Raw genomic sequence first — 12126 nt, 5'->3', positions numbered from 1 at the left:
AGGTTAGAACAATCAATCAACTAATCAGAGATGGCTAAGGTGAAGCAATCTGTCCTTAACCTCCCACCTTAACCACTGGGGTAAAGCTCGGGACCACCAATTCCTTATCCTGCTTGGTGAGCTTGTTATACAGCCGTTCCGTGTTGGGGAAGTTGGCCGCGGGCAGGGTGGGGAAACGGCGATAGGGCACCGTATCTTCACCAAAAGTTTGTAGATATTCCATGCTATTCACCATGGCACCAATGAAGGCCCGTAGACCCTGGTTGGCCAAAATTTGGTTATACTGCTGGATTTCCTTTTGATTGAGGGGAGCCCGGCCCAGGAAGTGCTTGGTGCCCATTTCAATCACTTTGGTGTTGGGGTAAGGTGCATAGAACTCCTTCATATAGAGCTCCGAAGTACCCAAACCTTCGATGAATTCCTTAACGTTAATTTCATTGTTGCTGAGCTTACTTTCCAGGGCAGTGAACTCAGAATTGATAATGTAGGGTTCCAGATCCCGCTCAAACACCTGGCGGTAGGCGGCCCGGACGGCATTTTTAACCGCAACCTTATCGTAGGTGGACACCAACTTAAAGATTTTGGTTTGTTGCCGTTGTCGGGTAACCCCTTGGTTGCTGCGGTAGGCGATTTCCGGCTCGGTACGCACAGTGGAAACTTGGCCCAATTCCACAAAACGGGGGGTCACTTCCTTGTCTACCCGTTGACCGATGTCTTCCCGAATGGAACCAACCCGGGCAGAACGCATTTGTAAACCAGCGGGGGTGAGGTAACGCTCATAGGGAACGGTGTCTTCCCCAAAGGCATCACTATATTCTTTACTGTCGATCATGGCCTCCACCACAGCGTAGAAGCCCTGTTTGGAAGCAATGTCGAAGTACTGATTCATTTCCTGGCGACCATAGGTGGGACGGCCCAGGAGACGGCGGTGCATGTATTCGATCGCCTTACAGACGTAGTGGGGAGTCCAGTAAAGCTTGAGGAACAATTCCGATTTAGCCAGGCGTTTAATAAATTCCCGCACGCTAATGTCGCCATTTTCCAGTTGGATTTCCGCCACGGAGAGCCGTTGCCCTTCATAGAGGTCCCGACCGAACACTTGACGATAGGCCGCCCGAATCAAAGCTTGGGTAGAACTTTCCCCAAATTTGACGCTGGTGCCGGTATTTTTGCCCACTTTGGCGCCGGGTAAGCCGCCGTTGAGACGGAATACTTTCGCACCGAGACTGCCGGGAAATTCCCCTACTGCACTGGGGTTGCCCACTTGGTTATTGACCGCCGGACCCCGGTGAATCAGAATCCGCTTGGTGTCCTTATTGAAGGGCGCAGGACGCTTGCTGGGATTGCGGGTTTCTTTCGGGAAGATGGCCCCAAATTGAATTTCCAGGGGATCATTGCCGGAACCATACACGTGTTGATCCGGTAACGGGCGATCGTACTGGGCAAAGGTGGTGATGAATTGGGGAACTTTACGGAAGGGAGCACTGTAACTAAACAGATCCTGTTGCATCCCCCAGTTGCGGCATTCCTGGGCCTCAACCCCCAAGCCCCGCAGGTAGGGCACCGTTTCCTCGCCAAAGTAATCAGCGTATTCCTGGGAATCCACTAGGGCATCCACCAGCGCCGCTAAACCACCACTGGAAACAACGGCAAAATATTTTTGCACCTCTTCCCTAGAACTGGGACCACGGCCAAGGATGTGGCGGAAGGCCAATTCTAAAGCCCGGCTATTGATGAACGGCTCAAAGAATTGCTTGCGATAGAGGGGCGATTTGGCCAGGCGACGGACGAATTCCTTCATGGAAATATCGCCATTGCGTACCTGGGACTCCAGATAGGAAATGGATTGGCTGTAGGCTTTGGTAATATCCCGCTCGAAAATTTGGCGGTAGGCGGCTTTAATGACCGCATTTTTTTCCAACGCAGACAAACCAGGCTTCATGGCGTATTTTTGCCGCTTAGCCGAGGCGTTGAAATAGCTCTGGGGTAGTTCCAAACCTTGGATATCGTTGGAAGGCCCTTGGCGTACTTTGTTGGCCGGGGTGGGGGCTTTAAACTCACTCAGGAGAATGTCAAAGTATTGCAGGACAATCTCTTTTGCTTGGGCATTGGCTCGGAAATAGTCGGCAGAAGCAGCCCGCATTTCCTGGATAGCCACAATGGTGGCATCAATGGAACAGGCATTCTCAATAACTTCCTTCAATCCCCGGGTATTGACCACAATAATGTTGGGGTCCCCGGCAACAATGGCATAGGTTGTGTAGCGCAAAAACCAGGACATATCCCGGAGGGATTTTTGCATATTACTGGGACCGTACCGGGCAATGTTAATGGGACGGAAACCAGGGGGAATGGGGCCAGTACTGCTAAAAACGGAACGGAGTCCCCCAAAGAGACCACCGCCCCCATTGCTTTCGGCGTAGGTAACACTGCCGTTACGACTGTCACTGGAGGCACCCACCAATGCAGGCTGCCGCTCAACGGGCTTTTCCAGGTAGGAGAGGGGGGAACCGCCGGTGAAAATTCGATTGGCGGCCCTAGAGACGATCAAGTCGGCATTTTGGGTTAGGGTCTCTGCAATCTCTAGGCGCAGGGAACCGGATTGAAAATACGCTGTTAACTCGTTTAGTTCTGACCCTTCTAGGAAGCGATCCTGTTGCTCTGCTTGACTGATAGCGGAGACGGGAACGGTTTGGTAGAGTTGGGGTCGCGCTAGTGAGCTGCCACCACTTGCCTTAACACTCATTGGATTTCATTATCTCCCATTAACAAAATTGCGATCGCCTTAAAACGAGGGAAAAAGCCGCCCGGCCAAGGCTTATTTAAAGGTTCATCATAAAAAAGTGAATCAGCATCTAGGGTAGAACGTTTCGGAACGCTACAGGGGCTTTGTTAACTTTTGTGTAGGAGAACTTGATTGAATGGCCCTATTTAGCAATTCCGTAGGCATTCCTGAGGCTAGGCTAGGGGGGGCTGAGGAGAGCACCGAGAAAATGTTGGCATTAATCCTAAGACTGGCAAAACATCGTCAATAATGCAGTAGTGAATCCGTTAGATACTCCCCTTATAAATCTATGGAAAAATTTCCCCATTTGCTAGTCCTAGATTTTGACGGTGTCATCTGTGACGGTTTGCAGGAATATTTTCAAACTAGTCGTCAGGTTTGTCGACAAATCTGGCCAAATCTACCGCCAGAAAAGCTCGATCGCCAAAGAGATAACTTTTATCGTCTCAGACCAGTGATCGAAACAGGGTGGGAAATGCCTCTATTACTACAAGCTTTGGCTACGGGCGTAGACCCCGGAACTATTGAGAAAACATGGCCCACCGTCGCCCAGACGTTACAAAACCAAGAACAAATTGGCAAATTCCAACTAGCTCCAGCCCTAGACCAAGTCCGGGACAATTACATTAACCAGGATTTGACCTATTGGCTGGAACTGCATCGTTTTTATCCGGGGGTAATTGAGCAATTAAACCATTGGCTTCAATCCCCCTACCCCCGATGGCTTTATATCGTCACCACCAAGGAAGGCCGCTTTGTGCAACAGTTACTCCAAAACCAAAAGGTGAATTTTCCCCTTGGTCAAATTATCGGCAAGGAAATCAAACAGCCCAAATATAAGACTCTGCAACAACTACTGATCAAACACAATTATGCCAGCGACCAACTCTGGTTTGTGGAGGATATGTTAACCACCCTACAAACCGTTGCTGACCAACCTGCCTTAGGACAAAGCAGTTTATTCCTGGCGGATTGGGGTTATAACACCAGCCACACGAGGGAATCCGCTAAAAATAACTGCCGTTTTCATTTAATATCTCTACAGCAATTTTCCCGCCCCTTTGGCCAATGGTGAGCTAAAAAAAAGAGGCGGAGGTTAATCTACTGTTCAACCTCAATAATTTCCGTATATTCGTTGCCTTCCTCATCTTCCACAATGGTGACTTGATTGCCTTCTTCATCCGTAACACTGACAGCGGTATTACCTTCGTCATCGACACAAACCGCAACCCCCATACCATCTTCTTCATAGGCTTCGCATTCCACTTCCTGGGCCATAGTGGGCATAGCCCCACCGAACAGCGCAAAGGAGCCAACAATTAAGCTGCCACCAATCATTGCAGGGATATTTTTCATGGATTTATGTTTGTCCTGGGGGGTATTAGAAGTACTAGAAAAGGTCTTGAAACGTTAACCGATTATCCTAGCCAAGCGTAACACAAACTTGCTAAAAAAAGTGGCGGAGCATCAGGAGCAATGGCGCTTTTCCACATGGACCCTGGAAACATACTTGAAAACAACAAAAAATTCCCCATAGCTACCAGGGGAAAAAGTCCAACAGCCTAATTTTTTGAGCAGGGAGTGAGAAAAATTTGGGGGAGAATTAAGGACATCTCCCCGAGATTATGATTCAAACGTTTGCTGTCTGAAATCTGATTTAAAAACCGATGGTGGGGGCCCGTAAAGCGGTGACTTCCAAGGGGGAAATACTGGCCTCCTGCACCAAACTCGGCACCGATCGCCGGGCCGTCTGCACCAGTTGATTAATGGTGGGGTCGTAAATTTGGGTAATTAGTTTGGGGTAAAAGCCAATGCCAATGATGGGCACCAGCAGACAACCAATGATAAACACTTCCCTCGGTTCCACATCCACCAGATTGGTATGGTTGACCAATTCCTCGTTCTCGGGGCCGTAAAGCATTTCCCGGAGCATGGAGAGGAGATAAATGGGGGTCAAAATTACCCCGACTCCCATGAGAACCACCACAATGGTACGAAAAACTAAGTTATAGGCATCGCTGGTGGCAAAACCAACAAACACCATCAATTCCGCCACAAAGCCACTCATGCCGGGCAGGGCTAGGGAAGCAAGGGAACAGGCTGTCCACATGGCAAAACCCTTTTTCATTTTTTGGCCAATGCCCCCCATCTCATCCAACATCAGGGTATGGGTCCGGTCATAGGTGGCCCCCACCATGAAGAATAAACTGGCCCCGATCAAACCATGGGAAATCATCTGCAACATGGCCCCACTCATGCCCAGGTCTGTAAAGGACGCTAAGCCAATCAGGACAAAGCCCATGTGGGAAATGGAGGAGTAGGCAATTTTCCGTTTTAGGTTCCGTTGGGCAAAGGAAGTGAAAGCGGCATAAATAATGTTCACCACCCCCAGAATCACCAACACCGGCGCGAATACGGCATGGGCATCGGGTAACATCCCCACATTCATCCGCAGGAGGGCATAACCCCCCATCTTCAGCAGAATTCCCGCCAGCAACATGTGGGCCGGAGCGGTGGCCTCCCCATGGGCATCGGGCAACCAGGTATGGAGGGGAAAAATAGGTAACTTAACGCCGTAGGCAATCAAAAAGCCAGCGTATAACAATAACTGCAGGTTAACGGGAATGTCCTTAGCGGCGATCGCCGACATATCAAAGGTATTGACATCGCCGTAAAAAGCCAGGGTCAGTCCTGCCAACAGGATGAATAAAGACCCCCCCGCCGTGTAGAGAATAAACTTGGTGGCTGCGTAGAGACGTTTTTTGCCCCCCCAAATGGAGAGAATTAGATACACCGGCACCAACTCCAATTCCCACACTAGGAAAAAGAGCAAAATATCCTGCACCGCAAACACCGCAATTTGTCCCCCATACATCAACAGCATGAGGAAATAAAAGAGTTTGGGCTTCAGGGTGACGGGCCAAGCGGCCATGGTGGCCAAGGTGGTAATAAAACCGGTGAGAATAATCAAGGGCATGGACAGGCCATCGGCCCCCACCGACCATTTGAGATCAATCTGGGGTAGCCAGGTGTAGCTTTCCACCAATTGCAATCCCGGCTGGCTCAGGTCAAAACCACTGTAGAAGGCATAAACGATGAGGGCAAAGTCTACCAGCCCCACCGTCAGGGAATACCATCTAACGGTTTTACCGTCCTTGTCGGGGATAATGGGAATGAATAAAGCCGCCACAATCGGCAAAAGGATGATCGTGGTCAGCCAGGGAAAAGTGCTCATACTACCCAGATAGTCTTTACAGACAATAATCTAGCAGGGATTTTTCCGGCCGGGCCCGCAGAAAAGATTAATTTTTTCTAACTTTTTGTAAGCAACTTGCCCGCCTCTGGCGATCGCCACCCTGCAAATTTTTGTTTGTACCTAGGTTTTTTTCTATGGTTAAGATTTGATTTGCCTAGGGTTTGACCCCCACTGGAGAGCTTTTGCTTGGTTATTTGGTCCGATTTGCGGCAAAGATGTAACAGAATTTAAAGTTATGGCGTTTTTTCCGGAAGGAAATTCAGGTCTGGGGTAAACTAGCCCATAATCCTGACAATATTATTTTTTTCGACTTTACGGAGAACCCTCGGTTAAGGAGCCGATAGTCAATGTCCCATAGTGTAAAAATTTACGATACCTGTATTGGTTGTACCCAATGCGTCCGGGCTTGCCCCCTCGATGTTCTAGAAATGGTGCCCTGGGATGGTTGTAAAGCCGCTCAGATCGCCTCTTCCCCTAGAACCGAGGATTGTGTTGGTTGCAAACGTTGTGAGACCGCCTGTCCCACAGACTTTTTAAGTATCCGAGTTTATTTGGGTGCCGAAACCACCCGCAGTATGGGCTTAGCTTACTAGGTCGTTTAGATCCGGTAACTAGCCCCGCCATTATTCCAACTTTTGATCGAACTTTGACAGCTTCTGAGCTGGGAAGGCCCCTGGGGTCTTCTTTTTTATTTGCCTAAAGCTAGGCTTGACGGGGGGATTACCATAGAATATAGTCTACCGACTGAGTAAATATACCTGAGGATAATCACCCATGCTGGCCGGGAACTATCAACCCCCTGCGTCCCTATCGGATCGTGAATTGGAAATTTTAGACCTGGTGGCGATCGGCCTGACCAACCAGGAGGTGTCAGAGCGTTTGGAGATTAGCAAAAGAACAGTGGATAACCATGTCAGTAATATTCTGACGAAGACCAACACGGAAAATCGGGTGGAGTTGGTGCGCTGGGCCCTGCAATGGGGCAAGGTTTGTCTGAATGATGTTAATTGCTGTGTGCTGCCGGGCGAGGGCAGTGTGTCCTAGATTGGGGTGGTGAGTTTGATTCGTTGGTCATTTTTCCTGAAGAAACCCAGCCATGGTTACTACTCCAGTAAAGACACTTTCCTTAGCAGAATTCATGGCATTACCAGAGACTAAACCAGCCCAAGAATACATCAATGGTACTGTCCGAGAAAAACCGAGGCCCAAAGGCAAGCATAGTCTCCTACAAACCTTATTGTCGGCAAGCTTGAATCAGACCCTCAGTTCCCAACGGCGGGCATTAGCCCTTTCGGAACTACGCTGTACCTTTGGTGATCGCTCCATTGTGCCGGACATTGCCGTGTTTACCCAAGACCGTATTCCCCGTGATTCTTCAGGAGAAATTGTGGATCTGTTTGACTTGGCTCCTGATTGGACTATTGAAATTCTTTCCCCTGACCAAAGCCCAGTCCGAGTCATTAAAAATATTTTGTCCTGTCTGGAGAATGGCACCCAGATGGGCTGGCTCGTAGATCCAAAGGAGCAAACCATACTGGTTTATAGGCGTGACAAGCAAGTTCAAGTAATCGACAAACTACCTGAAATTGTGCCGGTGCCAACCTTTGCGGACGATTTCCAAATCAGTGTTGGTGAACTTTTTGCCTGGTTAATGTGATGGGGGAAGTATTGGGGGAAAAATTAAATTTTTATAAATTTTGTTAAAATCTAGATTCTTCAAGCTTTTCTAACCACGGTGCCACGGCGATCGCCAGGGGATTCTCTGCGGGGCTAGTCTGGTGCTGATGTTTTGATTACTTTGTTTTTCTTTTAATATATGACCTTCTCCTTGCACCATGAAGCCCCTCAATTACAACGCACTCCTACTGGTAGATGGCTACAACATCATCGGCCAATGGAATCATCTCAAACAAACCCGTGAAAGCTTTGGGCTGGAAATGGCCCGGCAAACCCTGATTGATGAATTGATCAGCTACAGCAGTCATCAGGGATATCAAACCCAAGTGGTGTTTGACGCTCAGTACCAACAAAGCCCCGCAAGCCAAGAGCATCCTAGCCCCCACCTTTCCATCCACTACACCGCCTGGCTCCAAACTGCCGACACGTTCATTGAAAAGCGTTGTGCCCATTATTGTCGTCACACCTATGAGTATCCCGGTCGGGTGATTGTTGCTACTTCTGACCGGGCCCAGCAATTAACGGTGGTGGGTTACGGTGCAGAATGGATGTCGGCCCATCTTTTGGCCCAGGAAGTGGATCAAAGTCGGGCCCAAATTCGCCAACAGGCCAAGCATTACGGCAAAAAGAGTCAACGGCGATCGCCAAAGGGCAAACCGTTAGGGGAAAAGCAACGGGGTTGGGTGCATAAATTAGACCCATCGGTGCGGGAAAAGCTTAGTCAATGGCGTTACGGCGTCGATTAGTGGGGAAATTGAAGATTGAATTCTTGCCCCGCCCCTGTGGGAGGATGGGGAATTTCGCAACATCTTGGTTAAAATAACTGATAATCTTCCCCACTCCTTATCCCCCACCTCAAGCATCTTGGTTAACTTGACTCCCCCCCGCAAAGCCGGCCACTGGCGCCTGTGGCAACGACAAATCCGCTATTTATACGTCAAGTTATTACGATTACAGAGTTCACCCCATGCCTTGGCCCGGGGTTTGGCCGTGGGTTCCTTTGCCGGCATGTTTCCGTTTTTTGGTTTGCAAACGGCGATCGCCTTGGTGTTGGCCATTCCTCTGCGGGGCAACAAAATCGTGGCAGCGGGGGCCACTTGGATCAGTAATCCTTTTACCTATGTGCCTATCTACTGGTTTAACTACCGTCTAGGGCTTTTGTTGTTGCAACGGGAAGGTATTCCCTTTAACGAATTGGACTGGCAGTCAACGGAATTGCTCAAGTATGGTGGCGATGCGGCGATCGCCCTATTTGTAGGATCTTTAGTAGCAGGCATTGGGGTGGGCTTAACAGCCTATGTCTTTGGCTTGAGGAGCTTCACTTGGATTGCAATCCGTAAGCAGAAATCGAAAGGTCGTGGTCGTTAGCAGCCCATCTCGTTCAGGGGGCATCAGTGCGGTAAACCAACTTTTGCCAAGCTAGGCGGGCCGCACCAATCATGCCCGCTCGGTTCCCCAGTTGGGCCACTAGAATTTTTAAGCCCCGTCGGGAAGGCAGCAACACCCTTTCCTCGATTTCCGATGTCATGGAAGGAAAAAAGTAACTGGAACTGGCGCTTAGACCGCCGCCAATAATTACTGCTTCTGGGGTCAGAACATAGACCAGGTTAGCAATGCCCATGCCCAACCGCTGGCCAAACTTTTCCCAATAGGCGATCGCCTCCGCATCCCCCTGGGCAGCCAATTGAGCCAATTCTAGGCCTGTCAGATTCATCTCCCGCCGTAGGGTTTGGGCCGAAGCATGTTGTTCCAAAGAGCCCCGATTACCACTGTTGCAAGGATAGCCCTCCGTTTCGATGGAAATTAGCCCCAATTCCCCCCCGGCTCCTTGGGGCCCCGTAAACAATTTGCCATTTAAAAACACCGCTCCCCCCACCCCCGTACCCAGGGTAAGCAAAATAAAATTACGGTAATCCCTGCCCGCTCCCAGCCAAGCTTCTCCCAAACCAGCACAATTGGCATCGTTCTCCAATACCGTCGGCAACTGCCCATGGTCTTCCAACCAATCTGCCAAGGGAATGTCGTGCCACTGGGGCAAATTAATTGCTAACTGGGCCACCCGCCCCGCCGCATCCGCTGGCCCCGGCATACCGACGCCGATCGCCACACAAGCTGAATTTTTCAACAGGTCAATGCCATGGGCTAACTGGGCATAAACCGCCTTGGGCAAAGCCGGTTGGGGCGTGGGTAAAACCAAGGACTCGGTGCAATCTCCATTACCCAGGAAACGGCCAAACTTAATGGAGGAACCGCCAATGTCAATGCCAATGACCTCACGGTGTATGGGAGAGGAAGAACTCATGCCATTAAGGAAAACCTATAATTTCAAACAGAAAAGCTTGCTAATTTTACCCTCCAGGGGAGCAATACCAGCCATACTCGAATGGGCCTCAAATTCCCACAGACTAGTCAAGGGAAATCCGGTAACCAAATGAGCCATGGAATGGGGACTAATTGACCAATTCCTTACCCAAACTGGTGAGCAAATGGCCACAGGCATCTTCTAGTAAGTCAATCACATGCTCAAAACCGGCCTGTCCGCCGTAATAGGGGTCGGGGACTTCTCGATCGCCAAATTTTTCTGCATAATCACAGATCATTTTTACCTTATCTTTATATTTGCCCTGGCGGTCTTGGGCGAGAATATTGCGGTAATTATCCTGATCCATAGCTAAGATCAGGTCAAATTTCTCGAAATCTTCCGGAAAAAACTGCCTAGCTCTCCCCTGTACTCGATAACCCCGTTTTTTCAAACTTTCTGTCATACGGCGATCGGGAGAGTCCCCCACATGGTAGCTGGAAGTACCCGCAGAGTCACAGATAATTTGTCCTCCTAAGCCCGCTTGGTCAATCTGGGCGTTCATAATATTTTCCGCCGCTGGCGATCGGCAAATATTTCCCAAGCAAACAAATAACAATTTCATGGTTAAAAAGTTGAAATCAAACGGAATTTGAACAAATTATCCGTCAACTTTGCCCCTCGCTGGGGCGGGAACGGGCAATTTGCACACTGAGGAAAATTACAGGCAACATCCCCGCCAAAATAATGGTTAGGGCCGGGGCGGCGGCTTCAATCAACCTTTCATCGGAAGCATATTGATAGACTCGGATGGCAAGGGTGTCAAAGTTAAAGGGACGAATTACCAACGTAGCGGGCAATTCCTTCATGACATCCACGAACACTAACATCACAGCAGTGAGCAGACCGCCAGTCATGAGAGGGGTGTGCACTTGCCAGAGAATTTGAGTGGGGGTTTTACCCAAGCTGCGGGCCGCATCATCCAAAGTTGGTTTGATTTTGCCCAAACTACCTTCCAGGGAACCTATGGCCACCGCCAGAAAGCGCACAAGGTAGGCATAGACTAAAACCGCAATGGTGCCACTCAAGAGGAGACCAATGTTGACGCCCCAAATCCTTTCCCACCAGCCCGCTAGCCAGTTGTCAAAGTTTCCCGCTGGAATCAGCACCCCCACCGCAATGACGGAACCAGGGATGGCGTAGCCCATGGAGGTAACTTTAACGGCAAAGGAGGTCAGGGGTTTACGACTCAATCGTTGGCCATAAACCAGGATTAAACCAATTACTAAGGCGATCGCCGCGGTGAGGAAGGAGAGAATTAAGCTGTGGGAAGCTAACTGGAAAAAGTTATTGTTCTTGACTTCCTGGGCATAGGAAACGGTGAGGTAGAGGAGATAACTGGCGGGCACCAAAAAACCGAGAAGGAAGGGAAAAAGACAGAAAGCTAAGGCTCCGATCGCCCTTGGGCCCCGGAGTTGATAACGGGGGAGATTTTGCTGGGGACTGCTGGATTGATAAAACTTAGCCTGGCGGCGGGACCAACGTTCCAAAACCACCAACAGGAAGACAAAAATCATTAAAAAGGCAGCCAGTTGGGTGGCCCCTTGTCTTTCCCCAAAGCCGAACCAGGTGGAATAAATGCCCGTGGTAAAAGTATTTACCCCAAAATATTGCACTGTGCCAAAATCATTCAAAGTCTCCATCATCACCAAAGCCAAGCCAGCGGCGATCGCCGGCCGAGCCAGGGGTAAGGCAACCCGACTAAAACTTTGCCAGGGATTACAGCCTAAGGAACGACTGGCTTCTAGGGTACAAATTCCCTGCTCCAAAAAGGCGAGGCGGGCCAAAAGATAAACATAGGGATAGGACACCAAGGCCAAAATGGCGATCGCCCCCCAGAGGGAACGGATATTGGGAAACCAATAGTCAAGGGCCGACTCCCAACCGAAAATGGCCCGCAGCAGGGTTTGTACGGGGCCGTAATAATCCAAAAGATTGCTATAGCCATAGGCCAATAAATAGGCTGGAGCGGATAACGGTAATAGCAAAGCCCATTCCAACCAGCGGCCACCGGGAAAACGGCACATGGTCACTAACCAGGCCGTGCCC

General features: G+C 49.8%; 12 protein-coding genes. 6 read left to right on the top strand and 6 right to left on the bottom strand.

The window, feature by feature from the left end:
* Window positions 1-55: 55 nt before the first annotated feature.
* Window positions 56-2746, bottom strand: a complete 2691-nt coding sequence (locus IQ217_RS13755) for a phycobilisome rod-core linker polypeptide (protein ID WP_194020380.1) — start codon at window positions 2744-2746, stop codon at window positions 56-58.
* A 328-nt stretch (window positions 2747-3074) separates the two neighbouring features.
* On the opposite strand from IQ217_RS13755, the gene IQ217_RS13750 reads away from it, so the two are divergent.
* On the top strand, window positions 3075-3860 hold the full coding sequence (locus IQ217_RS13750; protein ID WP_194020379.1) for an HAD family hydrolase: 786 nt from the start codon (window positions 3075-3077) through the stop codon (window positions 3858-3860).
* A gap of 26 nt (window positions 3861-3886) precedes the next feature.
* Here the strand turns inward: IQ217_RS13750 and IQ217_RS13745 are convergent, their stop codons facing one another.
* Window positions 3887-4141, bottom strand: a complete 255-nt coding sequence (locus tag IQ217_RS13745) for a hypothetical protein (protein ID WP_190596857.1) — start codon at window positions 4139-4141, stop codon at window positions 3887-3889.
* A gap of 301 nt (window positions 4142-4442) precedes the next feature.
* Window positions 4443-6020, bottom strand: coding sequence for an NAD(P)H-quinone oxidoreductase subunit 4 (locus IQ217_RS13740; RefSeq protein ID WP_190596859.1), 1578 nt, complete (start codon window positions 6018-6020; stop codon window positions 4443-4445).
* 368 nt (window positions 6021-6388) lie between these two features.
* Here IQ217_RS13740 and psaC point away from each other — a divergent pair, with 368 nt between their 5' ends.
* The 5 genes from psaC to IQ217_RS13715 all read left to right on the top strand — a co-directional run bounded on the left by psaC (window position 6389) and on the right by IQ217_RS13715 (window position 9086).
* A complete protein-coding gene (psaC, locus tag IQ217_RS13735) occupies window positions 6389-6634 on the top strand; it encodes a photosystem I iron-sulfur center protein PsaC (protein ID WP_002764973.1) in 246 nt (81 codons plus the stop codon).
* 181 nt (window positions 6635-6815) lie between these two features.
* On the top strand, window positions 6816-7085 hold the full coding sequence (gene pedR / locus IQ217_RS13730) for a photosynthetic electron transport-dependent transcriptional regulator PedR (RefSeq protein ID WP_194015132.1): 270 nt from the start codon (window positions 6816-6818) through the stop codon (window positions 7083-7085).
* A gap of 52 nt (window positions 7086-7137) precedes the next feature.
* Window positions 7138-7698: a Uma2 family endonuclease gene (locus IQ217_RS13725; RefSeq protein WP_194020378.1), complete on the top strand. Its 561-nt coding sequence runs from the start codon at window positions 7138-7140 to the stop codon at window positions 7696-7698.
* 178 nt (window positions 7699-7876) lie between these two features.
* Entirely contained in the window at window positions 7877-8464 is a 588-nt protein-coding gene (locus IQ217_RS13720; protein WP_190596863.1) for an NYN domain-containing protein, read from the top strand.
* A 118-nt stretch (window positions 8465-8582) separates the two neighbouring features.
* Window positions 8583-9086 carry a DUF2062 domain-containing protein gene (locus IQ217_RS13715; RefSeq protein WP_228024122.1) on the top strand — a complete coding sequence of 168 codons (504 nt, stop codon included), beginning with the start codon at window positions 8583-8585 and terminating at the stop codon, window positions 9084-9086.
* A 13-nt stretch (window positions 9087-9099) separates the two neighbouring features.
* Here the strand turns inward: IQ217_RS13715 and IQ217_RS13710 are convergent, their stop codons facing one another.
* The 3 genes from IQ217_RS13710 to IQ217_RS13700 form a co-directional block, all read right to left on the bottom strand.
* Window positions 9100-10020, bottom strand: coding sequence for an ROK family protein (locus IQ217_RS13710; RefSeq protein ID WP_194020377.1), 921 nt, complete (start codon window positions 10018-10020; stop codon window positions 9100-9102).
* A gap of 148 nt (window positions 10021-10168) precedes the next feature.
* A complete protein-coding gene (locus IQ217_RS13705) occupies window positions 10169-10642 on the bottom strand; it encodes a low molecular weight protein-tyrosine-phosphatase (RefSeq protein WP_194020376.1) in 474 nt (157 codons plus the stop codon).
* A gap of 43 nt (window positions 10643-10685) precedes the next feature.
* Window positions 10686-12126, bottom strand: a 1441-nt coding sequence (locus IQ217_RS13700; protein WP_194020375.1) for an ABC transporter permease, incomplete at its 5' end; no start/stop codon positions are given.

The organism is Synechocystis salina LEGE 00031 (assembly GCF_015207985.1).
In the GTDB taxonomy this organism is placed as follows: Bacteria; Cyanobacteriota; Cyanobacteriia; order Cyanobacteriales; family Microcystaceae; genus Synechocystis; species Synechocystis salina.
The sequence above is the reverse complement of the archived record's forward strand: the minus strand, read 5'-3'. Positions and strand labels throughout refer to the sequence as shown.